This is a genomic window from Pseudomonas sp. R45(2017) (genome assembly GCF_002112305.1).
GTDB classification, from domain to species: Bacteria; Pseudomonadota; Gammaproteobacteria; order Pseudomonadales; family Pseudomonadaceae; genus Aquipseudomonas; species Aquipseudomonas paraglycinae.
The window spans coordinates 307766-333655 of record NZ_NEHH01000001.1; the positions used below are offsets into that span (position 1 = coordinate 307766).

General features: G+C 62.3%; 22 protein-coding genes. 7 read left to right on the plus strand and 15 right to left on the minus strand.

What is annotated here, in order from left to right; translation table 11 throughout:
* Positions 1-46 precede the first annotated feature (46 nt).
* The 8 genes from CAF74_RS01485 to CAF74_RS01520 form a co-directional block, all read right to left on the minus strand.
* Positions 47-853 (minus strand): DUF4892 domain-containing protein, encoded by an 807-nt coding sequence (locus tag CAF74_RS01485; RefSeq protein ID WP_007957816.1) that lies wholly within the window; start codon positions 851-853, stop codon positions 47-49.
* 127 nt (positions 854-980) lie between these two features.
* Positions 981-1835, minus strand: a complete 855-nt coding sequence (locus tag CAF74_RS01490; RefSeq protein ID WP_085745086.1) for an alpha/beta hydrolase — start codon at positions 1833-1835, stop codon at positions 981-983.
* Positions 1832-2638 carry an alpha/beta fold hydrolase gene (locus CAF74_RS01495; protein ID WP_085745087.1) on the minus strand — a complete coding sequence of 269 codons (807 nt, stop codon included), beginning with the start codon at positions 2636-2638 and terminating at the stop codon, positions 1832-1834. The genes CAF74_RS01490 and CAF74_RS01495 overlap by 4 nt, the downstream gene beginning before the upstream one ends.
* Before the next feature lie 118 nt (positions 2639-2756).
* Positions 2757-3200, minus strand: a complete 444-nt coding sequence (locus tag CAF74_RS01500) for a hotdog fold thioesterase (protein ID WP_007957810.1) — start codon at positions 3198-3200, stop codon at positions 2757-2759.
* A gap of 31 nt (positions 3201-3231) precedes the next feature.
* Positions 3232-4887, minus strand: a complete 1656-nt coding sequence (locus CAF74_RS01505; RefSeq protein ID WP_085745088.1) for an AMP-binding protein — start codon at positions 4885-4887, stop codon at positions 3232-3234.
* Between the two features lie 81 nt (positions 4888-4968).
* Positions 4969-5421, minus strand: a complete 453-nt coding sequence (gene sixA / locus CAF74_RS01510; protein ID WP_007957806.1) for a phosphohistidine phosphatase SixA — start codon at positions 5419-5421, stop codon at positions 4969-4971.
* Positions 5418-5765, minus strand: coding sequence for a DUF4389 domain-containing protein (locus CAF74_RS01515; protein ID WP_085745089.1), 348 nt, complete (start codon positions 5763-5765; stop codon positions 5418-5420). The genes sixA and CAF74_RS01515 overlap by 4 nt, the downstream gene beginning before the upstream one ends.
* Before the next feature lie 18 nt (positions 5766-5783).
* Positions 5784-6809, minus strand: coding sequence for an NAD(P)H-dependent glycerol-3-phosphate dehydrogenase (locus CAF74_RS01520; RefSeq protein ID WP_085745090.1), 1026 nt, complete (start codon positions 6807-6809; stop codon positions 5784-5786).
* A gap of 196 nt (positions 6810-7005) precedes the next feature.
* On the opposite strand from CAF74_RS01520, the gene CAF74_RS01525 reads away from it, so the two are divergent.
* From CAF74_RS01525 to CAF74_RS01550, 6 genes are all read left to right on the plus strand, one after another.
* Entirely contained in the window at positions 7006-9129 is a 2124-nt protein-coding gene (locus CAF74_RS01525) for a TonB-dependent siderophore receptor (RefSeq protein WP_085745091.1), read from the plus strand.
* Entirely contained in the window at positions 9130-10062 is a 933-nt protein-coding gene (locus tag CAF74_RS01530; RefSeq protein WP_085745092.1) for an ABC transporter substrate-binding protein, read from the plus strand.
* Positions 10059-11960, plus strand: a complete 1902-nt coding sequence (locus CAF74_RS01535) for an ATP-binding protein (RefSeq protein WP_085745093.1) — start codon at positions 10059-10061, stop codon at positions 11958-11960. The genes CAF74_RS01530 and CAF74_RS01535 overlap by 4 nt, the downstream gene beginning before the upstream one ends.
* Before the next feature lie 247 nt (positions 11961-12207).
* On the plus strand, positions 12208-12723 hold the full coding sequence (fabA, locus tag CAF74_RS01540) for a 3-hydroxyacyl-[acyl-carrier-protein] dehydratase FabA (RefSeq protein ID WP_003227150.1): 516 nt from the start codon (positions 12208-12210) through the stop codon (positions 12721-12723).
* Positions 12724-12734: 11 nt separating this feature from the next.
* Positions 12735-13955, plus strand: coding sequence for a beta-ketoacyl-ACP synthase I (gene fabB, locus CAF74_RS01545; protein ID WP_007957797.1), 1221 nt, complete (start codon positions 12735-12737; stop codon positions 13953-13955).
* Positions 13956-14231: 276 nt separating this feature from the next.
* On the plus strand, positions 14232-14420 hold the full coding sequence (locus CAF74_RS01550; RefSeq protein WP_007957795.1) for a hypothetical protein: 189 nt from the start codon (positions 14232-14234) through the stop codon (positions 14418-14420).
* Between the two features lie 96 nt (positions 14421-14516).
* Here the strand turns inward: CAF74_RS01550 and CAF74_RS01555 are convergent, their stop codons facing one another.
* The 7 genes from CAF74_RS01555 to CAF74_RS01585 all read right to left on the minus strand — a co-directional run bounded on the left by CAF74_RS01555 (position 14517) and on the right by CAF74_RS01585 (position 22849).
* Positions 14517-15059 (minus strand): DUF2058 domain-containing protein, encoded by a 543-nt coding sequence (locus CAF74_RS01555; protein WP_085745094.1) that lies wholly within the window; start codon positions 15057-15059, stop codon positions 14517-14519.
* A gap of 26 nt (positions 15060-15085) precedes the next feature.
* Positions 15086-15919: a nucleoside triphosphate pyrophosphohydrolase gene (gene mazG, locus CAF74_RS01560; protein WP_085745419.1), complete on the minus strand. Its 834-nt coding sequence runs from the start codon at positions 15917-15919 to the stop codon at positions 15086-15088.
* Positions 15920-15924: 5 nt separating this feature from the next.
* Positions 15925-18168: a GTP diphosphokinase gene (gene relA, locus CAF74_RS01565; protein ID WP_085745095.1), complete on the minus strand. Its 2244-nt coding sequence runs from the start codon at positions 18166-18168 to the stop codon at positions 15925-15927.
* Positions 18169-18256: 88 nt separating this feature from the next.
* A complete protein-coding gene (gene rlmD / locus CAF74_RS01570) occupies positions 18257-19642 on the minus strand; it encodes a 23S rRNA (uracil(1939)-C(5))-methyltransferase RlmD (RefSeq protein ID WP_085745096.1) in 1386 nt (461 codons plus the stop codon).
* Positions 19642-20544, minus strand: a complete 903-nt coding sequence (gene cysM / locus CAF74_RS01575) for a cysteine synthase CysM (RefSeq protein ID WP_085745097.1) — start codon at positions 20542-20544, stop codon at positions 19642-19644. The genes rlmD and cysM overlap by 1 nt, the downstream gene beginning before the upstream one ends.
* Before the next feature lie 171 nt (positions 20545-20715).
* On the minus strand, positions 20716-22140 hold the full coding sequence (locus CAF74_RS01580; RefSeq protein WP_085745098.1) for a sensor histidine kinase: 1425 nt from the start codon (positions 22138-22140) through the stop codon (positions 20716-20718).
* Positions 22127-22849 carry a response regulator transcription factor gene (locus CAF74_RS01585; RefSeq protein ID WP_085607389.1) on the minus strand — a complete coding sequence of 241 codons (723 nt, stop codon included), beginning with the start codon at positions 22847-22849 and terminating at the stop codon, positions 22127-22129. The genes CAF74_RS01580 and CAF74_RS01585 overlap by 14 nt, the downstream gene beginning before the upstream one ends.
* 216 nt (positions 22850-23065) lie before the next feature.
* Here CAF74_RS01585 and CAF74_RS01590 point away from each other — a divergent pair, with 216 nt between their 5' ends.
* Positions 23066-25819, plus strand: a complete 2754-nt coding sequence (locus CAF74_RS01590; protein WP_085745420.1) for a response regulator — start codon at positions 23066-23068, stop codon at positions 25817-25819.
* The last annotated feature ends 71 nt before the right edge of the window (positions 25820-25890 follow it).

The window sequence follows — 25890 nt, forward strand, 5'->3', positions numbered from 1 at the left end:
AGGCAAAGAGTAGGCGAACACGTCGAGCGTGTCCGCCAAAGACACCTTATCGCAACAGATCGATGCGCAGACCTTCGCCATCGACACTGCCGGTTTCCATTCGCGCGGCGCGCACGCCCTGCCCGATCAGCGCCTGCCGCCAGGCCTCGGCTTTCGGCCCGGACACTGTCACCCGCAACGTGGTGTCGAGGTTCAGGCCACGGGACAGCAAGCGCAGCCAGGTGTCATCCGGATCGCCGGCGAGCTTTGGAAAATCCAGTTCGCCGGTGCTTTTCAGTTCCCGCAGCAGCGTGGCCGAGGTCGGCAGCAGATCACCGAGCGGTGCCAGCGCCTCGAACTGTTCAACGTGCAGATAGGCTTTGCGATTGCCGCGGGTGATGCTGTACAGCGCCACCAGCGTGTTGTCGCGCGGGGCCGCGAGCCTCAGCAGCAGATAGGCCTGCTGCTCGTCGGCACCGTACAGCTTGGCGTTGCCGAACACCTCATTGGCCCACAGGCTGCTCTCGCCGCAATCCCGGGCCTGGCACCAGAACAACAGCTGGGCATCCTGCTTTTGCAGGGCTTCGCGGGCAAGGGTAAAGGCTTCGGTGGCGGAATGCTCCGGCGGTAATTCATAGGTCACCGAGGTGGTCTGCCCCCGGGCGCTGACCTGGCCGTCGAAACGCAATTGACCGCTGATCTTGCGGATCGAGCCGAGCGGGTAGATCCGCTCCAGCTCCACGGCAGGGCGATAGTCGACGATCTGCGCATCGGCCACACGCGGCACGATCGGCAAGTCCTGACTGCCCGGCAGGTCGGCAGCGAATAGAAAGGGACTGAAACAGCACAGCGCCAGCAGACTGATAGATCGCATGGACAGGCTCATCGCAGGGGCATGGCCTGGGTGCCTTGAGGGCAGTTCGAAGTCGCAGCGGTGTAGAAATCCATCTTGGTTGTCTCCCATTTCAACCTGCCCAGCCTCGACAGTTGCCGGGAGCAAGTCAAGGAATGGCGAAGAACCGATTGAAACAGTCTGCGACAAGGTCGGCCCCGGCCTCATCGTTCAGGTGCAGATGATGCCCGCCCGGCAGCTGTTCCCGGGCAAAGGGCAGACGGTCCAGCAGCTCCGGATGTTTGGCCAGCATGCCATCGGCGGCGACCACCAATTGCGCGGGGCAGGCAATGCGCTGCACAAATGCCATCGCCTGTTCCTGGGTCAGACGCAGCGGCGACGGCAACGTCAGACGGTTGTCAGTGCGCCAGGTGTAACCGCCGGGCACCGGCATCAGACCGCGCTGGGCCAGCAGTTCGGCGGCTTCGCGACTGACCGCCACCAGCCCTTTCATCCGTGCTTCGATCGCCCGGTCGAGGGTGTTGTAGACCGGTTTGCGCTTTTCCCGAAGATCGAGTTGCGCCTGTAAGGCCATGCCCATGCGCTCGGCGGCGTTTTCGCCTTTGTCGGTAGGAGGAATCACCCCGTCGATCAACGCCAGATGGGTAATGCGTTCGGGCAACGACCCGGCCAGCACCAGCGACACGATCGCACCCATGGAATGCCCGAGCAGGCCGAAACGTTTCCAGCCCAGTTGCTCGGCGACCTGCAGCACGTCGTGGGCGTAATCCCACAGCGCGTAACCGGCGCCGTTCGGACGATGCCCGGAATGCCCGTGACCGGCCATGTCCAGCGCCACGATACGCAAGCCTTTGAGCTTCGGCGCCAGGCGCGCGAAGCTGTTGGCGTTATCCAGCCAGCCGTGAAGGGCGATCACCGGTAACCCGTCTTCCGGGCCGAACAGGTGCGCTGCCAGTTCGATATGCGGCAGGCTCAGGCGCACTTCTTCGACGCCGGGGTTCATGCGCAATCCTTGTCTTGCCGGCGCTCCCAGCGATCGAACAGGTTTTTCAGTAATTGCGCGGTGTCCTGCGGGCGCTCAAGCGGAAACATGTGCCCGCCGGGCACGGTCAGCGCCTCGCCCTGAGGCAGGCGTCCGACGAAGCGGGTGTGGTGGTTCATCACCACGCGGCTCTTGTGTCCACGTACCACCGCCAGCGGCACTTTCAATTGCCGGGTATGCGCAGGACTGGTGTGCGGCACGCCGCGATAGATGCTGATCTCGGTCGCAGGATCGAAGCGCAGGCGCAACTTGTCGCCGACCTTGTGCAGGCCGTGCTGCAAGTAGGCATCGAAACATTCCGGATCAAAGCTGCGGAACAGGGTTTTGCCGGCAAAATAACCTCGGGCGCTGTCCAGATCGGCAAACTCTTCGCGGCGTCCCAGCGTGCGACCGGCCGGAGTCAGTTTGTCGATGAAACCAAAGCGCTTGGCGGCGCGGATCACCCATTGATCGGTGCGGGTCAGCACCGGCGAGTCGAGCATCACCACGCCCCGATACAGTTCAGGGCAACGCAGTGCAGCGTGCAAATGCAACATGCCGCCGAAGGAATGGCCGACGCCCCACACCGGTTCATCTTGCTGTTGCAGGTGATGGATGAGTTCGTCGACCAGGTGATACCAGTTGTCACCCGCCGGGAAACGCGGGTCATGGGCATGTTGTTCCAGATGCGCGACCCGGTACTCGGGCGCCAGCGCCGCGAACAGTTTGCCGTAGGTGCCCGAAGGGAAACCGTTGGCGTGGGCGAAGAAGATCGGTTGCGACATACCGGCAAATCCATGAGCGGAAAACAGGCGTTGATTGTCCGTAAGACCGCGTCCTTCAGCAATGACCGTAACTGCCAGGAATGATGACAGTCCGGTCAGGGCTATGACGCTTCGGCCATCAACGCGCCGGCGGTTGTTCTCCCAGCGGCACCACTGCCATGGTCAAGCGCGACACACAACTGGCCTTGCCTTCATCGCTGGTCAGGCGGATATCCCAGACGTGGGTGGTGCGGCCGATGTGGATCGGTTTGGCCACCGCCGTCACTCGTCCGCTGCGCAGGCCGCGCAAGTGGTTGGCGTTGATTTCCAGGCCGACGCAATAGAACTTGCTGGCGTCGATGCACAGGTAACTGGCCATCGAGCCGACCGTTTCCGCCAGCACCACCGAGGCGCCGCCGTGCAGCAGGCCGTAAGGCTGATGGGTGCGATGGTCGATGACCATGCTGGCCGTCAGGGATTCTTCGTCGAAGGACTCGAAGCGGATGTCCAGCACTTCGCCGATGGTGTTTTTCTGGATTGCGTTCAACTGCTCGATGTTCGGAGTGGTGCGCCACAAGGTCATCGCAGGCTTCCTTTGTTGTTTTGATCGACGCTCAATCCTGCCACAGCACCGCCTCGCTGCGCTCGCTCCATTCTTCGAAACGAGCTCCGTAGGTGTCTTCGATGATGTTGCGTTTGATCTTCAAGGTCGGGGTGAGGAAGCCGTTCTCCACTGCCCAACTGTCCTTGACCACCACCAGCCGACGCAGGCGCTCGTGCTTGTCGAGCACGGCGTTGACCTCCTCCAGCAATTTTTCCAGGCTCGAATGCAGCGGCGCGCGGGGCTCTTCCCGGCCCACCGCCGAGAGCACGCACAACCCCAGCGGCGCACTCAGGCCATCGCCGACCACGCAGACCTGCTCGATCCGCGAATGCACCGCCAGACGGTTTTCGATCGGCGCCGGGGCGACGTATTTGCCCTTGCTGGTCTTGAAGATTTCCTTGAGCCGCCCGGTCAGGCGCAAACGCCCTTCCGCATCCTGCTCACCCTTGTCGCCAGTGCGCAGGAAGCCGTCTTCGGTGAGGGTCTCGGCGGTTTTCTGCGGTTCCTTGAAATAGCCGAGCATGTTCGCCTGGCTGCGCACCTGCACTTCGCCGGATTCATCGATGCGCACTTCCACTTCGGGGCACGGCCGGCCGATCCAGCCTTCCTTGTATTGCCCCGGCAGGCAGATGTGCGAATAACCGCAGCTTTCGGTCATGCCGTAGACTTCCAGCACGTCGAGCCCGAGTTTCTGATACCAGCGCAACAAAGTCAGCGGCACCGGCGCCGCACCGGACAGCGCCACGCGCAGGGCATCCAGTCCCAATCCGGCCAACACCTTGTGGCCGATCCGCTTGCCGATCAAGGGCAGACCGAGCAGGAAATCCAGGCGTTTTGCCGGGATCTTGCTGTAGACGCCCATCTGGAACTTGGTCCAGATCCGCGGCACCCCGAACATCGCCGTCGGCCGCGCCCGCTTGAGATCGGCGAGAAAGGTGTCGAGGCTTTCGGCGAAAAAAACTGTCTGCCCGGTATAGATCGACGCCAGTTCAACGAACATCCGTTCGGCCACATGACACAGCGGCAGATACGACAGCAGCCGGTCGTTCTCATTGAGGCCGAACAACTGCGTGCCGCGCGTCGTCGCGAACCCGAGATTGGCGAAGCTGTGCATCACGCCCTTGGGCAGGCCGGTGGTGCCGGAGGTGTAAATGATGGTCGCCATTTGCTCGGCGGCGGGACGCGGATCGTCCTGGATCGGCGAGCTGCGTTGCAGGTCATTCCAGTTGAAATCGAATGTGCCCGGTGGATGCAGCGGCAGGCTGACGGTGGTCAGGCCGGCCGGTACGCCCGGCGACATGCCCGGCCAGTCATCGAGTTTGCCGATGAACGCCAGCACGCTTTCCGAGTGGGTCAGCACCTGATTCACGGATTCGGCGGTGAGGTTCGGATAGAGCGGCACCGAAACGTGCCCGGCCATCCAGATCGCCAGGTCGGCGATGATCCAGTGCGCGCAGTTTTTCGAGATCAGGGCGATGTGGCTGCCTTGCGGCAATTCCCGGGAGCGCAGCCAGTGCACCGCGCAGCGGGCCTGATGGCCGACGTCGGCCCAGGTCAGTGTCTCGACCTGCCCGCCGCCGATCGGCTGCACCAGAAAACGCTGACGCGGGTGCCGGGCCTCGCGTTCGTAAAACACGTCCAGCGGCAAACGGAAGGCGGAAGACATTCGACTCGCTCCTGTTTTTTGGTCTGGAGCAAGCGTAGTCAACCAAGCAAGTGCTTGGTTGACTATTTCGTACAAAAAATTTCAGGGATGTTTAAGGCTGTTGAGCGTCATCGAACCGATCAGCAATTCGCTGTGTTCGAGCTCGGCAAGCCCGGCGGTGCTGACCTTTTCTGGTGGGTAACCCGCACCGTGTTGCAGGTAGCTGAGCAGGTTTCCCACCAACGGGTTATGGCTGACCAGCAGCACGTTGCTCACCGACACCAGTTGCTCGGCCACGCGGTCCGGGTCAACTTCCGGGGTCAGCCACTCGACCGTGCGGATCTCCGGCTCGAAGCCGAGAGCTTCGCGCACCAGTTGCGCGGTCTGCTGCGCCCGCAGGTACGGGCTGGCGTAAATGGCGGTCAGCGGCTGGCCCATCAAGCGGGCCGCGCTGCTCAACACTTCCTTGCGACCGTGGGCGGTCAGTTCCCGCTCGGAGTCTGGGCGCGAGCCATAGGGCTCGGCCTCACCGTGACGCAATACCCAGAGTTTCATAGCTTGGGTTCCTCATCCCGGGCCGGATGCGGTGCCGGCGCGACAACGTGTGGCGCTTCACCTTCCGGAGTACGCGGTGTTGGCCAGTCGGCGAACGGCCAGGGTTTCTGGTCGCTGTGGAAACTGCCGAAACGGCCGATCTGCGCCAGAAACTGGCTCAGGCTGTCGCCGAAATTCATCAGGCTGGCGCTCGGGGCGCCATAGATCAAACGATAGATCAACTGCACCAGCACCACCGCGCCGAGGATGAACTGCGCTACCTGCCAGACCAGGATGTAAACAATCATCCACAACACCCGCAGGAGGATGGATTCATATTTGGCTTCGGTTTTCGGATCGTTCATGGCCTGCTCCCTGCTGAATCAGTTGAAACCACTGGTGGAAATAAAGTCGACATCGGTTTTCGGCTCGCCTCTCATCAGAAGACCGATCACCTGCTCAAGCGTGCGCCCTTCGAACAGGATTGCATGCAGTCCGGCGACCAGCGGCATGTAGACGCCAACCTCCTGAGCCTTGGCCTTGAGCACTTTCAGGGTGTTGACGCCTTCGGCCACTTCACCCAGGCGCGACACCGCTTCGTCGAGGCTCAAGCCCTGACCAAGGGCGAAACCGACCTGGTAGTTGCGGCTTTTCGGCGACGAGCAAGTGACGATCAGGTCGCCGACACCGGCCAGACCGAGGAAGGTCATCGGGTTGGCGCCCTGATTCACCGCAAACCGGGTCATTTCGGCCAGGGCGCGGGTGATCAGCATGCTCTTGGTGTTCTCGCCCATCTCCAGCGCCACCGCCATGCCGGCAATGATTGCGTAGACGTTTTTCAGGGCACCGCCCAGCTCCACGCCGAAACGGTCGGCGCTGGCGTAGACGCGGAAAGTGCGGCCATGCAATGCGGCCTGCACGGCTTTGCAGAGTTCTTCGTCTTCGCTGGCAACCACAGTGGCGGTCAGCGCGTGCTCGGCGATTTCCCGCGCGAGGTTCGGCCCGGACAGCACGCCGATGCGAGCCTGCGGGGCGATCTCTTCGAGAATCTGGCTCATCAGTTTGAAGGTGTGGGCTTCGATGCCCTTGGTCAGGCTGACCAGCATCTTGCCGCTCAGGCGTTCGGCGTGCGCCGCCAACACCGTACGCAGCGCGCTGGACGGCAACGCGACGAAACACAAATCGCAGGCGTCGAGGGTTTCCTGCAGGTCGGTGACCGCGGTCACGCCCGGCAGAATCTTGATGCCTTTGAGGTAACGCGGGTTCTCGCGATTGACCCGGATGGCCTCGGCCTGCTCGGGGTCACGCATCCACTGCCGGACTTGATGGCCGTTCTCGGCCAACAGATTGGCCACGGCGGTACCGAAACTTCCGCCTCCCAGGACCGCAATCGGGCGCTGTTCAGTCATATGTAATCCGTTAATCCATACCAGTGGCGATGCCGGCATTATACGGAGCGTCCCCTTCTCGGACAGCCCCGGCGTCAATTACCCGCACTTGTAGGAAGAAGACCAATAAAACCGAGGAAAATGCCTGCAACGTGACTGGAAAAGTCGTCGACCTCAGTTAACATGCGCGCCAATTCTTTGCTATCAAGGCTGCGTCGTGTTTTCTGGCCCCCCTTCCCCGCGTTCGTCCCTGCTGCTGGCGCTGCTGTTCAGCCCGGTGCTGCTGGCGGACGACCTGTTTGTCGACAGTGAGGCCTTGCCGCAGATCCTGACCGCCACGCGCCTGAAACAGTCGCCGGCGGAAGTCCCGGGCAGCATGACCGTACTGGACAGCGAACTGATCGCCGCCAGCGGTGCCCGGGACATCAGCGAACTGTTGCGGCTGGTGCCGGGGATGATGGTCGGCAACATCAGCGGCAATCAGGCTGTGGTGAACTATCACGGAACCAACGCCACTGAAGCCCGACGCATGCAGGTGCTGATCGACGGCCGTTCGGTGTACCGCGCCGGTCTGGCGACCGTGGACTGGAGCGACATCCCGGTGGCGATGGAAGACATCGAGCGCATCGAAGTCTTTCGCGGCCCGAACACCGTCAGCTACGGCGCCAACGCGCTGATGGCAGTGGTCAACATCATCACCCGCAACCCGGCGGACAGCCACGGCACGCGGCTGAAGCTGACGCGCGGCCAACGCGGCATCAACGACTTCTATGCCAGCCAGAGCACCGGCTGGAATGACGGCGACTTGCGTCTTTCTCTGTCCGGCCAGGAAGACGACGGCTTTGACAGCGACCGCACCGGCGCCGATTACCGCGACAGCCGCCGCTTGAACCGCTTCAGCCTCGCCGTCAGCCAGACCCTGAGCGACAACCAGAGCCTGGACTGGCAGATCAACGCCAAGGACGGGGCCAATCAACGGCCCTATACCTACCGTCCGGTGTTCTCCGGGATTACGGCTGCCGGGAACAATTCCGACGTGGTTGCCAAGGACTATGCCGGTTCGGTGCGCTGGAATCTGGACCTCACCCCCGATCACAGTCTTTATGTGCAGGGCTCGGCGCAACACTGGGATCGCCAGCAAACCTGGCGCGCCTGTGACGCCGAGGTGTCGTTCAGCCCGCAGCTCACGGAGCTGTGGCAACTCAACCCGAACTACACCGAACGCCTGGCCCGCAACATGACCCTGTTCACCGGCCCCGGCGCACCCGCCGGCACGCCGCAGGAAATGGCCCTGGCCAATCAGGTGCTGGACCAGTGGCGCAACGGCGCGCGCCAGACCCTGTGCGGCGACATCGACCAGAGTGCCCGGGAATCGCGTTACGACCTGGAATTGCAGGACACCCTCAGCCTGTCCGATAGCCTGCGTCTGGTCAGCGGCCTGAACTATCGTTACGACCGTGCCGATTCCGAGACCTATTTCAACGGCACGCTGGACGACACCACCTGGCGCGCCTTCGGCCAGCTGGAATGGCGCGCCAGCGAACACTGGCTGTTGCAGGGCGGCGCCATGTTCGAAGACACGCAATTGATCGGCAGCTCGCTGACGCCCCGGTTTGCGGTCAACTACCTGTTCAATCCGCGCCACAGCCTGCGCGCGGTGTATTCGGAAGCCATCCGTTCGCCGGACATGTTCGAGAACAACGTCAACTGGAGTTATCAGGTGACCAACCTGCGGCCCGCCGCCTATGGCCAGTCTTCGGCCCGCTACTTCGTCAAGACCCGGGGCCCCGGCGATCTGGACCAGGAACACATGCGCTCGCGGGAACTGGGCTACAACGGCTTTTTCCCGGAATGGGGCCTGGCGCTGGACGTGAAGCTGTTCTACGACGAAATCACCGGGATGATCAGCGAGCCGCTGCGCAACAATCAATACATCGCCAGCAACGCCAACGATTCGCGCTTTCGCGGCACCGAGACGCAACTGGACTGGCGCCTGAGTGCGGCCGACCGCCTGCGCCTGACCTACGCTTTCGTCGACGCCGAGGCGAGCAATCCGCTGGACCAGCAATTCACCGCGCGCAACAGCGGCTCGGCGGGCTGGCTGCGCGATTGGGGCCACGGCTGGAACAGCGCCCTCTTCTATTACGGTGACAACGCGCTCAACGGTTACCGCTTCGAGCGGGTCGACACGCGCATCGCCAAACGCATCGCCTTGGGCAAGGCCCAACTGCAACTGGCCGGCGTGCTGCAACAACGCCTCGACCATGAGCCGACCACCTTCGTCGACAACAATTACGACGAACGCCGCGTGGTGTATTTCAGCGCCGAGCTGGAGTTCTAGATGCGCTACGCCATGTCACGGAAGATGCCAACACTCGGCCAATGGCTGGCCGGGCTTTGTCTGTTCCTGACAGCGTGGCTGCATGGCGTGGCGGTGCAGGCGGCCGACATTTTGCTGACCGGCGCCGAGGAAAGCCCCGGCGTGCAGTCCTTCGTTCAGGCCCTGAGCGAACTGCGCCCGACCGACCGCGTGCATTTCCAGCCGCTGGCCAGTTTGCCGGCGCCGGGCAAGTTGCCGTCGAGCCTGCGCCTGATCCTGCTGGATCTGCCGAGCCTCGACTGGCGCATGCAGGAAAGCCAGGGCCCCGCGACGTTGGTCCTGCGCATCAGCCGCCTGCAAGCTCGACAGCGCTTCGGCGACGCGCAACCGCCCCACTTGAGTCTGCTGTGGGCCGATCCGCCGCTGAGTCGTCAGTTGCAACTGATCCGCCGGATCCTGCCCCAGGCCGGGCGAGTCGGCGTGCTGTTCGATCAGCACAGCGAGTTCCTGCTCAAGGAGCTGCAATCGGCCGCCCAGCCGCTGAATCTGCAAATTGTCCCGCAGCGCTGGGACAACACTCACGACAGCCGCCCCTTGCAGACTGTGCTGAAAAATAGCGACGTGCTGCTGGGCCTCGACGACCCAGACCTGTACAACCCGAAAACCGCGAAGAACCTGTTGCTCAGCAGTTACTCTCGGCAACTGGCGCTGGTCGGGCCGAATGTCGCTTTCGTTCGCGCCGGCAGCCTGGCCAGCACCTACAGCGATCAGAACGACTGGCTGGCCGTTCTCGACGAATTGCTGGACCGGCCACCGGCCACCTGGCCGCGCACGCTCTATCCCGGGCGTTTTAAAGTCTCAAGTAATGCGCAGGTGGCTCGTTCCTTAGGGATAGAACCGATGAATGAAGCGTCTGTCGCCGCAGAGCTGGCCGAAGGAGAGCGCCGCCCATGATTTTCCGCCGTTGGGACATCAACACCCGCACCCAGTTGATCAGCCTGGGCCCTGCGCTGTTGCTGACCTTGCTGCTGATCAGCTTTTTCACCTTCGTACGCATTCAGGATTTGCGTCAGGAGCTGACTCACACCGGCCAGTTGATCGCCAACCAGCTCGCACCGGCCACCGAGTACGGGGTGATTTCCGGCAACAACGAAGTGCTGGAAAGCCTGCTCAAAGCCACGCTGGCCACGCCGAACGTGCGGTTTCTGGAAGTGCAGGACAGCGCCAACCGGATTCTGGCCTACGTCGAACAGCCGGCGGATGCGCACAATCGCCCGCATCAGGTCGAGGTGTTCCAGGCGCCGGTGCGACTGCAACGCATCGCCCTGCACAACGATTTCTTTCAGGACGGCAAGAGCAGCCCCGGCGTGGCCAGCGAGGATTATCTGGGGCGGGTGATCGTCGGGCTGTCGAATGACGCCTTCAGCCAGCGCCAACAGGAGATTTTGCTCAAGGCCGGGATTCTGGCGTTGTTCGCCCTGCTCTTCACTTTTGTGCTGGCGCGGCGGCTGGCTGGCAGCCTTTCGCAGCCGATCCGCGACATCGGCAATGCGGTCAAGGCGATTCAGGACGGCGACTACAAGACCCCGCTGCCGATTGTCGATGACACCGAGCTGGGCGCCCTGTCCCAGCACATCAACAACCTGGCCCAGGCGCTGGAGCAGGCCAGCCGCGAACAGCATCAGGCGATGGCGCAACTGATCCAGACCCGCGAAGAGGCGGAGAAGGCCAACAACGCCAAATCGGATTTCCTGGCGATGATGAGCCATGAACTGCGCACCCCGATGAACGGCGTGCTGGGCATGCTGCAATTGCTGGAAACCACCGACATGACCGAAGAGCAGGTCGAGTACGCGGCGCTGGCTTCCGAGTCCACCGAGCATTTGCTCAAGGTGATCAACGACATTCTGGATTTCTCGCGCATCGAGCGTTCGGAGCTGGAGCTCGAGCACATTCCGTTCAATCTCGCCGAAGTGATCGGCGCCTGCGCCCAGTCGTTCCAGCACAGTGCGGCGCAACGCGGGCTGGCCCTGCAACTGCGGATTCCCGAAGACATGCGCGACTTGCAGGTACAGGGCGATCCGACGCGGATCCGGCAGATTCTGGTCAACCTGGTCGGCAATGCGCTGAAGTTCACCGAGCAGGGGCGCGTCAGCATCGAGGCGCAGTGGCAGTCGCTGGATCACGAGTTGCTGTGGTTCACCTGCGCGGTGCGTGACAGTGGCATCGGCATTTCGCCGGAGAGCCTGGAGCTGATGTTCAACGCGTTCCAGCAGGCCGACAGTTCGATTTCCCGTCGATATGGCGGCACCGGCCTGGGCCTGCCGATTGCCCGCACGCTCGCCGAACGGATGGGCGGCACCTTGCGCGCTCAGAGCGAAGAAGGTCGCGGATCGGTATTCACTCTGGAAATACCATTGGCTTTATATAAGCAGGCACTGCCCGCGCTGGCGGCACCGCGCACACTGAACGGCGACGGTCACGGCGAAGGACGCAATGTGCTGCTGGTGGAGGACAACCCGGTCAACCAGACGGTGATCGAAGCGATGTTGCGCAGTCTGGGATTTACCGTCAGCGTCGCCACCGATGGTGTGCAGGCGGTGCGCAGCGCCGGGGACAACCGTTTCGAAGCGATCCTGATGGATTGCCGCTTGCCGCTGATTGACGGTTACGAGGCAACCCGACAGATCCGCCGCCTGCCCGGCTGCGGCCATGTGCCGATCATCGCCCTGACCGCCAATGCGTTGCAGGGCGACCGCGAAAACTGCTTGTCGGCGGGGATGAACGATTACCTGGCCAAGCCATTCAAACGCAATGATCTGCAGCAGATTCTGCAGCGATGGGTGCAGTAACGGGGCCCTTTCGAGCATCTGCGACTGGCGTGAAAAGCGAAAGTGCGGCAGTCTTAGGCACCCGAACGAGCCTCAAAAGGGGCTTGATTAAAAATTTCAGTGCACAAGTGTACATTCATGTCCTTGGTGCTGTGACTTTCACCACAACGCAATAGTCTATGAGTAGGCTGCCGGTTCGAGGCATGAACGCGTCGATCGGCCGGGAAGATTTGCCCCACCTGCCGCATGGGATTATTGAGGAGCTCGCATGACCAAACAAAACGCCTTTACTCGGGAAGACCTGCTGCGCTGCAGTCGCGGTGAGCTGTTCGGCCCAGGTAACGCGCAACTGCCCGCCCCGAACATGCTGATGGTGGATCGCATCACCCTGATCAGCGAAGAAGGCGGCAAGTACGGCAAAGGTGAATTGGTCGCCGAGCTGGATATCAACCCTGACCTGTGGTTCTTCGCGTGCCACTTCGAAGGCGATCCGGTGATGCCGGGCTGCCTGGGTCTGGACGCCATGTGGCAACTGGTCGGCTTCTTCCTCGGCTGGCAAGGCCTGCCGGGCCGCGGCCGTGCGCTGGGTTCGGGCGAAGTGAAATTCTTCGGCCAGGTCCTGCCGACCGCCAAGAAAGTCACCTACAACATTCATATCAAGCGCGTCCTCAAGGGCAAGCTGAACCTGGCCATTGCCGACGGTTCGGTGACTGTCGACGGTCGCGAAATCTACACCGCCGAAGGCCTTCGCGTCGGCGTGTTCACCTCCACTGACAACTTCTAAGGGTTATTCGCATGCGCCGCGTCGTTATCACTGGTCTGGGCATCGTTTCGTGCCTGGGCAATGACAAAGAGACCGTCTCCGCTAACCTGCGTGCAAGCCGCCCTGGCATCCGGTTCAACCCGGAATACGCCGAAATGGGTCTGCGTAGCCAGGTTTCCGGCTCCATCGACCTCAACCTTGAAGAGCTGATCGATCGCAAGATCTATCGCTTCGTCGGCCACGCAGCGGCTTACGCCTACCTGGCCATGAAAGACGCCATCGCTGACTCCGGTCTGACCGAAGAGCAGGTGTCCAACCCGCGTACCGGCCTGATCGCAGGTTCCGGCGGCGCGTCGACCCTGAACCAGATGGAAGCGCTGGACATCCTGCGCGAGAAAGGCGTCAAGCGCGTCGGCCCATACCGTGTAACGCGGACCATGAGCAGCACCGTTTCGGCTTGCCTGGCCACCCCGTTCAAGATCAAGGGCCTGAACTACTCCATCGCTTCTGCCTGCGCCACCAGTGCTCACTGCATCGGTACCGCCATGGAACAGATCCAGATGGGCAAGCAGGACATCGTGTTCGCCGGTGGCGGTGAAGAAGAGCACTGGAGCCAGTCGTTCCTGTTCGACGCAATGGGCGCCCTGTCCAGCAAGCGCAACGATACCCCTGAACAAGCCTCGCGCGCCTACGACGCCGACCGTGACGGTTTCGTCATCGCTGGCGGTGGCGGCATGGTGGTGGTCGAGGAGCTGGAACACGCTCTGGCCCGTGGCGCGAAGATCTACGCGGAAATCGTTGGCTACGGCGCGACTTCCGACGGCTACGACATGGTCGCCCCAAGCGGCGAAGGCGCCATCCGCTGCATGCAGCAGGCGCTGTCCACCGTCGATACCCCGATCGACTACCTGAACACCCACGGCACTTCGACTCCGGTCGGCGACGTCGCGGAAATGAAAGGTGTGCGTGAAGTGTTCGGCGACAAGGCCCCGGCCATCAGCTCCACCAAGAGCCTGTCGGGTCACTCCCTGGGCGCCGCCGGCGTTCACGAAGCGATCTACTGCATGCTGATGATGGAAGGCAACTTCATCGCCGGTTCCGCCAACATCGACGAACTGGACCCTGAAGTGGCCGATCTGCCGGTGCTGACCAAGACCCGCGAGAACGCCACCATCAACACCGTGATGAGCAACAGCTTCGGCTTCGGTGGCACCAACGCCACCCTCGTGCTGAAGCGCTGGGAAGGCAAGTAATTCCCTCCCGCTGAGCCGCACATGAAAACGCCCCGACTGGTTCGGGGCGTTTTTTTTCGCCTGGAGAAAGGCATTTTCAACGGCGCCAAGATGAAACGTTTGTCATGCAACTTACCGCCCTGCGACTGAATGTCGCGGATTCAGCGGGCTCCAGCGCTGTTGCAGATTTCGCAAGAATACATTGCACAAATCGGGCGTTTACTTAGCAGGCTAACAAAATCTATAAAAGAGTCCTGCACACGCCTTGCTGCAGATAACAGAGATTGGAGCTAGCAGATGACTGTAAAAGTAACTGAACGCGACGATTCACACATGTCCCATGAAGGCGTAGCCGCCGGCGTACGGATCTGGGATGTGCACCAACAAGACTTGCTGGTCGGCATGTTCCACAACGAGATCGACGCCCACAACTACAAGGCCGAACTGGAACTGCAAGAACGCCAGCGGGATCTGAAATCCGCCTGAAGCAAAATCACAGCATTGAAAACGACAAACCCCGCCATGAGCGGGGTTTGTCGTTTTGGGGATTTCAGGGCCGCTTCGCAGCCCGGCGGAACCCGCTTACCACATCAGATCATCAGGGATCACATAGGCCGCGTACGGATCGTCCTCGGCATTGACCTCTTCGACCTTCTCGTTGAGCTGGACGATGCGCTGTGGATCGCGCTCCTGAATCTTCAGGGCCGCCTCACGAGGAATCACTTCGTAACCGCCGGCATGGTGCACGATCGCCAGCGAGCCGCTGCTGAGCTTGTTGCGCATCAGCGTGTTGACCGAGATGCGCTTGACCTTCTTGTCGTCGACGAAGTTGTAGTAGTCCTCGGTCGTCAGCTTCGGCAGACGCGAGACCTCGATCAACTGCTTGACCTGCGCGGCGCGGGCCTTGGCTTCCGCCTTCTCCTGCTGCTGGCGGTTCAGCTCCTGGTCGCGCTTGACCTTCTCGGCCATGGCTTCCTGGGCAGCACGCTGCTGGAAGTCGTCCAGTTCGATCTGGCCTTTGTGGGCCAGGCGCTGTTGTTTCTGTTTGTCTTTGCTGACCTGCTTGGCCTGCTTTTGGTTGACCAGTCCTGCCTTGAGCAACTGGTCGCGAAGGGAAAGGCTCATTGATGCTTACTCACTTGGGCAACGGCTCAGCCACAGCTGGGCGAATTCTTTTCCTGACGTTTGGCTTCGCCCCACAGGGCGTCCAACTCTTCGAGGGTGCAATCTTCCATGGGTCGGTGGGTGTCGCGCAATGCCTGTTCGATAAAACGGAAACGTCGCTCGAACTTGGCGTTGGCGCCACGCAACGCGCTTTCCGGATCGACCTTCAGGTGCCGGGCCAGATTGACCACGGAAAACAGCAGGTCACCAATCTCGTCGGCCACCGCTTGCGGGTCATTTTCGGACATGGCTTCGAGTACTTCATCGAGCTCTTCACGGACCTTGTCCAGCACCGGCAAGGCATCCGGCCAGTCAAAACCGACCTGCCCGGCGCGCTTCTGCAACTTGGCCGAGCGGGACAGGGCCGGCAATGCAGCCGGCACATCGTCGAGCAGTGACAGTTGCTGCGGCTCGGCGGATTTCTCGGCGCGCTCTTCGGCCTTGATCTCCTCCCAGCGCTGTTTGACCTGCTCTTCGTTCAGGCGCGGCACATCCAGCGGCGCATACAGATCACCGGTGGGAAACACATGCGGATGGCGACGGATCAGCTTGCGGGTGATGCTGTCGACCACGCCGGCGAATTCGAACCGCCCCTCCTCCCGTGCCAGCTGGCTGTAATACACCACCTGAAACAGCAGATCGCCCAACTCGCCCTGCAGGTGGTCGAAGTCGCCGCGCTCGATGGCGTCGGCGACTTCGTAGGCCTCTTCAAGGGTGTGCGGGACGATGGTCGCGTAAGTCTGCTTGATGTCCCACGGGCAACCGTACTGCGGGTCGCGCAGACGGTTCATCAGGTGCAGCAGGTCTTCAAGGCTGTAGATCGGTTTCATGGAGTCCGGTTACGCCGCGTTTCGATGATGTTCGGCAACTGGGAAATCCGCCCCAGCAACCGCCCCAGCGCGTCCAGACCCGGAATCTCGATGGTCAGGGACATCAGCGCGGTGTTGTCCTCCTTGTTCGAGCGGGTGTTGACCGCCAGCACGTTGATCCGCTCGTTGAGCAGCACCTGCGAAACGTCACGCAGCAGACCGGAACGGTCGTAGGCGCGGATGACGATGTCCACCGGATAGGTGAGCACCGGCACCGGGCCCCAGCTGACCTGAATGATCCGCTCCGGCTCCCGCCCGGCCAGTTGCAGCACCGAGGCGCAGTCCTGACGGTGAATGCTCACGCCACGGCCCTGGGTGATGTAGCCGACGATCGCATCGCCCGGCAACGGCTGGCAGCAGCCGGCCATCTGGGTCATCAGGTTGCCGACACCCTGGATCTGGATGTCGCCGCGCTTGCCCGGTTTGTAGCCGGTCGCCTTGCGTGGAATCAGTTCCAGCTGTTCGTTGCCGCGTTCCGGCTCGACCAGTTGTTGCGCCAGATTCACCAGTTGCGCCAGACGCAGGTCGCCGGCGCCAAGGGCGGCGAACATGTCCTCGGCGGTTTTCATGTTGGCCTTGTCGGCCAGCTTGTCGAAATCCACCGCCGGCAGGCCGAGGCGACTGAGTTCGCGTTCGAGCAGGGTCTTGCCCGCCGCGACGTTCTGATCGCGCGCCTGCAACTTGAACCAGTGCACGATCTTCGCCCGCGCCCGGGACGTGGTGACGTAACCGAGGTTCGGGTTCAGCCAGTCACGGCTCGGCGTGCCGTGCTTGCTGGTGATGATCTCGACCTGCTCGCCGGTCTGCAGGCTGTAGTTGAGCGGGACGATGCGCCCGTTGATCTTCGCGCCACGGCAGTTGTGACCGATTTCGGTGTGCACGCGGTAGGCGAAGTCCAGCGGCGTCGCGCCCTTCGGCAAGTCGATGGCGTGACCGTCCGGGGTGAAGATGTAGACCCGGTCCGGCTCGATATCGACCCGCAGCTGTTCGGCCAGACCACCGATGTCGCCCAGCTCTTCGTGCCACTCGAGCACCTGACGCAGCCAGGAGATTTTCTCTTCGTAGTGGTTCGAGCCGGACTTGACGTCGGTACCCTTGTAGCGCCAGTGCGCGCAGACGCCGAGTTCGGCCTCTTCGTGCATCGAATGGGTCCGGATCTGGACTTCCAGCACCTTGCCTTCCGGGCCGATCACCGCCGTATGCAACGAGCGGTAGCCGTTCTCTTTCGGGTTGGCGATGTAGTCGTCGAACTCTTTCGGGATGTGCCGCCACAGGGTGTGGACGATGCCGAGCGCGGTGTAGCAGTCGCGCATTTCCGGCACCAGCACGCGCACCGCACGCACGTCGTAGATCTGGCTGAATTCCAGACCCTTGCGCTGCATTTTGCGCCAGATCGAATAGATGTGTTTGGCCCGGCCGCTGATGTCGGCTTCGACGCCGGTGGCCTGCAATTCGTCCTTGAGCTGGGTCATCACGTCGGCGATGAAACGCTCGCGATCCAGCCGCCGCTCGTGCAGCAGCTTGGCGATCTGTTTGTATTGATCGGGTTCCAGGTAACGGAAGGACAAGTCCTCCAGTTCCCATTTGATATGACCGATGCCGAGTCGATGCGCGAGCGGCGCATAGATGTCGAACACTTCCCGGGCGACCCGGTTACGTTTTTCGTCGTCGGCGGTTTTCACCGCGCGGATCGCGCAGGTGCGTTCGGCGAGTTTGATCAGCGCGACACGCACGTCGTCGACCATCGCCACCAGCATCTTGCGCAGGTTTTCCACCTGGCCCTGGGTGCCGAGAACCATCGACTGGCGAGGGCTGAGGCTGGCACTGATCGCCGCCATGCGCAGCACGCCGTCGATCAGCTTGGCGACCACCGGGCCGAAGCGCTGGCTGACCGCCGCGAGTTCGATCTGGCCTTCGCGCACGCCGCGATAGAGAACCGCAGCCACCAGCGAATCCTGATCGAGCTTGAGGTCGGCGAGGATCTCGGCGATCTCGAGGCCCGTGCTGAAACTGCCGCTGCCTTCGGACCAGAGATTCTTCGCCGCATTGGATTGTTGCTCGGCCTGGCGAGCGTACTCGCAGGCCTCTTTCAAGGCTTCGCGATCCAGTGCCAGATCGACACTGACCGCATGATCGAGCCAAGCCTCGAGATTGATACTGCCGTCAGTGTTGATCGGCTGGTGTGCTCTCACCTGTACCATCTTGCTTTACCTTCCCTACGACGCAGATTCAATGCGTCAAATCACTGACCGTCAATGCCCGTTCGCGCTCGCGGGGCCAAGGCGAGCGCTACGGACGACCAGTCGGATCAGACGAGCCATCCTGGCTCGCTTCAAATAACGCCATGGCCTCGACATGTGCCGTCTGAGGAAACATATCGAGAATCCCGGCACGTTTTAACCGGTAGCCCTGCTTGATCAATTCGACCGTATCGCGCGCCAGAGTTGCAGGGTTGCACGACACGTACACCAACCGTTTGGCGCCCAGGGTCGCCAGCTTGCGCACCACCTCGAAAGCACCGTCGCGCGGTGGGTCCAAGAGTACCGCAGAAAAGCCGTTTCCGATCCACTCGGCATCGGTCAAAGGCTGGGATAAATCGGCCTGAAAAAACTTTGTGTTATGCAAATTGTTGCTAGCGGCATTCGCCGCCGCGCGATCGACCATGGTCTGCACGCCTTCGACCGCCACCACTTCACGCGCGGCTTTCGCCAGCGGCAGGGCGAAGTTGCCCAGACCGCAAAACAGGTCGAGCACGCGCTCATCGCTCGTCGGTTTCAACCAGTCCAGCGCTTGCGCAACCATGGCCTCGTTGACCCCGGCGTTGACCTGAATGAAATCCCCCGGCCGGTAGGCCAGTTGCAGATCCCATTGTTCCAGGCGATAGCCGAGCGACAGTGCATCATCCACCGGCTGCGGCTCGCCTTCGCCATGCAGCCAGAGTTGCGCTTCATGGAACGCGCAGAAATCCTTGAGGATCGTCAGGTCAGCCTCGGACAGCGGCGCCATGTGACGCAGCAGAACGGCGAGTGACGAGCCACTGAACAATTCGACATGCCCCAGCGCCTGAGGTTTGCTCAAGCGACGAAGCATCTCCGGCAAGCGGGTCATGATCGGCTGCAAGGGCTGTACCAGCACCGGGCATTCGCTGATCGCGACGATGTCCTGACTGCCGGCGGCACGGAAACCGACTTCAAGCTTTTTGGCCTTGCTGTCCCAGCGTACGGCGATCCGGGCGCGGCGACGGTAGCCGAATTCTGGACCGGTCAACGGCGCCGCCCACTCCTCGGGTTCGGCACCGGCAACTCGCGACAACTGCTCGGCGAGCATGCGCTGTTTCAGGGCAAGCTGTTCGTTGTGGGGCAGATGCTGGACGCTGCAACCGCCGCAACGGCCGGCGTGCTGACAAGGTGCGGGACGACGCAATTCACTGGCACTGAACACACGTTCGGTGCGCGCCTCGACCACTTTGCCGTGGGCGCCGAGCACCCGCGCTTCGACCTCTTCACCGGCGAGGGCGCCGAGGACGAACCAGGTTTTGCCTTCAAAAAACGCGATGCCGCGACCGTCATTGGCCAGGCGCTCGATGCTCAGGCGCTGCTTTTTGCCGGTCGGGATTTGCGCGGCCTTGCTGCCGCCGGTGGGCTGGAAGCGCAGGCCTCTCTCATGCTTGGCCATCAGTTGGGCGCGTCGAAAATGCCGGTCGACAGGTAACGGTCGCCACGGTCGCAGATGATCGCGACGATCACCGCGTTTTCAACTTCTTTGGACAGGCGCAGCATCGCTGCCACCGCACCGCCCGAGGACACGCCACAGAAGATGCCTTCTTCGCGGGCCAGACGCCGGGTGACGTCCTCGGCTTCGCTTTGCGCCATGTCGACGATGCGGTCGACACGCTCGGCCTGATAGATCTTCGGCAGGTATTCCTGCGGCCAGCGGCGGATGCCGGGAATGGCCGAGCCTTCCATCGGTTGCAGGCCGACGATCTGCACGTTGTCGTTCTGCTCCTTGAGGTAGCGCGACACGCCCATGATGGTGCCGGTGGTGCCCATGGAGCTGACGAAATGGGTGATGGAGCCCTGGGTCTGACGCCAGATTTCCGGGCCGGTGGTGGTGTAGTGCGCTTCAGGATTGTCGCCGTTGGCGAACTGATCCAGCACCTTGCCACGGCCTTCGGCTTCCATCCGCTGGGCGAGATCGCGAGCGCCTTCCATGCCCTCTTCCTGGCTGACCAGAATCAGCTGCGCGCCGTACGCGGTCATCGCCGCTTTACGCTCGGCGCTGGAGTTGTCCGGCATGATCAGGATCATCTTGTAACCCTTGATCGCGGCGGCCATCGCCAGGGCGATCCCGGTGTTGCCCGAGGTCGCTTCGATCAGCGTATCGCCTTCTTGGATCTGCCCGCGCAACTCGGCACGGGTGATCATCGACAGCGCCGGACGATCCTTGACCGAACCCGCCGGGTTGTTCCCTTCGAGCTTGAGCAAAAGGGTGTTGCTGGTGACACCGGGCAGGCGCTGCAAACGCACCAGCGGCGTGTTGCCGACGCAATCGGCGATGGTTGGGTACTGCAAGGTCATGGCGTTTTTCGCAATCCGGACAGCGGGGGCGCCTATCATACCGGCAAACCTGCGCAGGCCATATCACGCAAAGTGTGGTGCTTATGGTTTCTTGGAATAAGCAGTAAAAGTCTCACCAGTGGTGAGACTTTTTAAAAGAGTGTCAGCAGTGCTGACACTTTCCTGTGCCGCTCACACAATCTGCGGGCGGCTCATGTCCACAGTCGGAGCTGGCTTGCCAGCGAAGACTTCAGGACTGACAGCACTGTCATCCGCCACCAACCGCAGATTCAGTCGCAATCCCGATGGCCCATTCTCGGCCCACAACGTTCCGCCCTGGCGTTGCACCGCGTTCCTCGCGATGCTCAGGCCCAGACCAAATCCACCGTCCCCCGGCCGCGAACCATCGAGTCGGATAAATGGCGAGAAAATCCGCTCAAGATCCGCCTCGTCCACACCGCCGCCCTCGTCCTCCAGCCACAGGTGCCAGTAATCGCCATCCCGCCGACCGTCGAGTCGCACGATGCCGCCCGGCGGCGAATGACGAATCGCATTGCGCAGAATGTTTTCCAGGGCCTGGGCCAGGGTGTTGAGATTGCCGCGCACCCAGCAGGAAGCTTCCACCCCACATTGCAACTGCCCCACCGGACAGCAGCTTTCGTAGCAGGCATTTTCCGTGAGCATTTCCCACAGCGCCTGAATCTGGATCGCTTCGTCCGGCAACGGTGCGCGCTCGGTGTCGAGCCAGGCAAGTTGCAGGGTGTCCTCCACCAGCCGCTGCATCACGTCGACTTCGCGACCGATGCGTTCGCGCAAAGGTTGCAGCTGCTGCTCGCTTTCGCTGGCAACCCGCAACCGGCTCAGAGGCGTGCGCAGTTCGTGAGACAGGTCGCGCAGCAATTGCTGTTGCAGGGCCACGGTGGATTGCAGGCGTTCGGACATCGAGTCGAAGGCGCGGGCCAGTTCACCGAGCTCATCGGGGCGCTGGGTGATGCCGCTCGACAACCGCACATTCAATTGATCGGCGCGCCAGGCATTGGCCTGCTCGCGAAGATTGTTCAGCGGCACCACCAGCAGGCGATACAGGCCGACGCACAGCAGCAAGGTGAACAGACCGGGAATCACACCGTTGGTGATGACCCGCCAGAACACACGGTATTTCCCCGGCAGGAATCGCTCGGGCAATTCGATCACCAGACTGCCAGCAGTCGGGTCAGTGGGGAACGGGACCCGCAGCCACGGCCGGCCCTTTTTGTGAATCGGCCAGTCAAGGCCTCGCAGGAAAGTCAGGTGCTGAAGCTCTTGAGTGCTCAACGGCTGGCTGCCCAGCGACTGCAGATTGCCACCGATCACGCCGACCCAGCCGGCTTCGCGCAGCTCCATGCTTTGCAACCAGCTATCGATGCCATCGCGCTCGCCCTGCTGCCAGGCGCGTTCGGCCTCGGCGGCATAACGGCTCAGCGTGCGGCGGGCGTCGTCGGAGAGGAACTGGTTGCGCTGTTCCATGTACCGGCCCCAGGACCAGCTCAACCAGATCATCAGCAGACAGAACGCCACCAGCAGGCAGGCGAGTTTCCAGAACAGCGAGTGCCGGCCCGGCAGGTCAGACACTTTCATCGACGGCACTCAGGACGTAACCCTTGCCCCACACCGTGCGCACTTCACGCTCGGTGTAGCCGACCGACTTGAGTTTGCGGCGGATCTGGCTGATGTGCATGTCGAGGCTGCGGTCGTGGGCCGCATAACCGCGCTGAAGAACGTGCTGATAAAGGAAGGCCTTGCTCAGCACTTCCTCGTCGTTGCGGTTGAGGGTTTCCAGCAGGCGGTATTCGCTGCGGGTCAGGCCGGCGGGCTGGTCGAGGTAGAACACGTCGCACTGCTCGTCGTCGAAACGCAGCCCGCCGACCGGTACCACCGGGGTGACGGCAGCCGGACGACGGTCGAGGGCGACCCGGCGCAGGATCGCTTCGATCCGCACATGCAGCTCGGCCATGCTGAAGGGTTTGGGCAGATAGTCGTCAGCGCCGAGGCGGAAGCCGCTGATACGGTCGGCTTCGGCACCGAGGGCTGACATCAGCAGCACCGGGGTGGAATGGCTCTGACGCAGTTGGGTCAGGACGTTCAGACCGTCGAGCCCCGGCAACAGAATATCCATCAACACCACATCGAACGGCTGGCGCCGGGCGATGCTCAGGCCTTCGCTGCCGTTCTGGCACCAGGTGACCTGGAAGCCGCTGCGGCCCAGTTGTTCATGGACATAGGCACCGAGGACGGGATCGTCTTCGATGGAAAGAATGCGGGGTTGGCCAATAGAGACAGGAGTCATGACTATCTGCAAATAATTCTCAGTTGGGCGATTATTCAAGATTGCCCGGCGCCCGGCAACCCAAGCTTGACCTGTCGGACAGATGACCGGCCTGCGAGTGAACAACCACGACATCATTTTTCCCAAGATTGCCCGCAAGCAAATCGCTACACTGCGCCGATACCGCGTGCCGGACGCACGTGTGAGTCAACGATCAGCGGGATGCAGGAGAAAGGCGTGCTCAAGAAACTGGGAATCAAAGGTCGCGTGTTGCTGCTGACCCTGTTGCCGACCAGCCTGATGGCACTGGTGCTGGGCGGGTATTTCACCTGGACGCAGCAGTCCGACCTGCAAGCCCAATTGATGCAGCGCGGCGAAATGATCGCCGAGCAACTGGCTCCGCTGGTGGCACCGGCCATGGGCCACGGCGATGCCGAACTGCTCGAGCGCATCGCCACCCAGTCTCTCGAACAACCGGACGTGCGCGCCGTGACCTTCCTCGCGCCCGACCGCTCGCCACTCGCCCACGCCGGCCCGACCATGCTCAATCAGGCGCCCAGCGGCGACAGCGCGCATTTGCTGCGACGCAGCGGCAACGACGCCACGCGCTATCTGCTGCCGGTTTTCGGTAAACACCGCAACCTCGCCGGCGAACTGATCCCGCAAGAGTCCGACCGCCTGCTCGGCTGGGTCGAACTGGAGCTGTCGCACAACGGCATGCTGTTGCGCGGCTATCGAAGCCTGTTCGCCAGCCTGCTGCTGATCGGCGCGGGTCTGGCCGGCGCCGCTTTGCTGGCCTTGCGCATGGGCCGCACGATCAACCGCCCGCTGAGCCAGATCAAACAGGCCGTCGCGCAGCTCAAGGACGGTCACCTGGAAACCCGTCTGCCGCCATTGGGCAGTCAGGAGCTGGATGAACTGGCGTCCGGCATCAACCGCATGGCCGGCACCCTGCAAAACGCCCGCGAAGAATTGCAGCACAGCGTCGATCAGGCCACCGAAGACGTGCGCCAGAACCTGGAAACCATCGAGATCCAGAACATCGAGCTGGACCTGGCCCGCAAGGAAGCGCTGGAAGCGAGCCGGATCAAATCCGAATTCCTCGCCAACATGAGTCACGAGATCCGCACACCGCTCAACGGCATTCTCGGTTTCACCCACCTGTTGCAGAAAAGCGAGCTGACCCCGCGCCAGCTCGACTACCTGGGCACCATCGAAAAGTCCGCCGACAGCCTGCTGGGGATCATCAACGAGATCCTCGATTTCTCGAAGATCGAGGCTGGCAAACTGGTGCTCGACCATATCCCGTTCAACCTGCGCGACCTGTTGCAGGACACCCTGACCATCCTCGCCCCCGCTGCTCACGCCAAGCAGCTGGAACTGGTGAGTCTGGTGTACCGCGACACGCCGTTGTCGCTGGTCGGCGATCCGCTGCGGCTCAAGCAGATCCTGACGAATCTGGTGAGCAATGCGATCAAGTTCACCCGCGAAGGCACCATCGTCGCCCGCGCCATGCTCGAAGAAGAAAACGACGACAGCGTGCAGTTGCGCATCAGCATTCAGGACACCGGCATCGGTTTGTCGAACGAGGACGTGCGCGCGTTGTTTCAGGCGTTCAGCCAGGCGGACAACTCGCTGTCGCGCCAGCCCGGCGGCACCGGTCTGGGGCTGGTGATTTCCAAGCGCCTGATCGAGCAGATGGGCGGCGAGATCGGCGTCGACAGCACGCCGGGCGAAGGTTCGGAATTCTGGATCAGCCTGAACCTGCCCAAGACCCGCGACGACGCCGAAGACCTGCCCTGCGCGCCGTTGCTCGGGCGCCGGGTGGCGGTACTGGAAAACCACGAACTGGCGCGTCAGGCCCTGCAGCATCAACTGGAAGACTGCGGCCTCGATGTCACGCCGTTCAATACCCTGGAAAGCCTGACCAATGGCGTTACCGGCGCCCATCAGACCGATCAGGCGATCGATCTGGCGGTGCTCGGCATCACCAGCAACGACATGCCGCCGGAGCGTCTCAACCAGCACATCTGGGACCTTGAGCACCTCGGTTGCCGGGTGCTGGTGTTGTGCCCGACCACCGAACTGACGCTGTACCACCTTTCAGTGCCCAACCCTCACAGTCAGCTGCAATCGAAACCGGCCTGCACCCGCAAACTGCGCCGGGCCTTGTCGGACATGGTCAACCCGCGCCAGCCGCGCAGCGAACCGGGCGAACCGTTGTCGAGCCGCGCGCCGAAAGTGCTTTGTGTCGACGACAACCCGGCCAACCTGTTGCTGGTGCAAACGCTGCTCGAAGACATGGGCGCCAAGGTGCTGGCCGTGGAAAGCGGTTACGCCGCAGTCAAGGCAGTACAGAACGAAACCTTCGATCTGGTGCTGATGGACGTGCAGATGCCCGGCATGGACGGACGCCAGAGCACCGAAACCATCCGCCAGTGGGAAAGCGAGCGGCATTGCACGCCGTTGCCGATCGTCGCCCTCACCGCCCACGCCATGGCCAATGAAAAACGCGCGCTGCTGCAAAGCGGCATGGACGACTACCTGACCAAGCCGATCAGCGAGCGGCAACTCGCACAGGTGGTGCTGAAGTGGACGGGCCTTGCGTTGCGCAATCAGGCGCCGGACCGTGGCGGCGAAAGCCTGCTGGGCAATCAGGAACTGCCGATACTCGATCACGAAGAAGGTTTGCGCCTGGCCGCCGGCAAGGCGGATCTGGCGGCAGACATGCTGGCGATGCTGCTGGCCTCGCTCGAGGCCGATCGCGAAGCCATTCGCACCGCCCGCGACAGTCAGGATCAGAACAGTCTGCTCGAACGGGTGCACCGTCTGCACGGCGCCACCCGTTACTGCGGTGTGCCGCAATTGCGCGCCGCCTGCCAGCGCAGCGAAACCCTGCTCAAGCAGCAGGACCCCAAGGCATCGACCGCGCTGGACGAGCTGGAGCGGGCAATCAATCGCCTGGCGGCCCAGGCGAAGATCAGCGCCTGATCCACGGCAATGCCGGTCAACGCCGACGCAGCTAAAGTTGTCGCGGGTGATTTGCGCCCGCGTCGATGCTC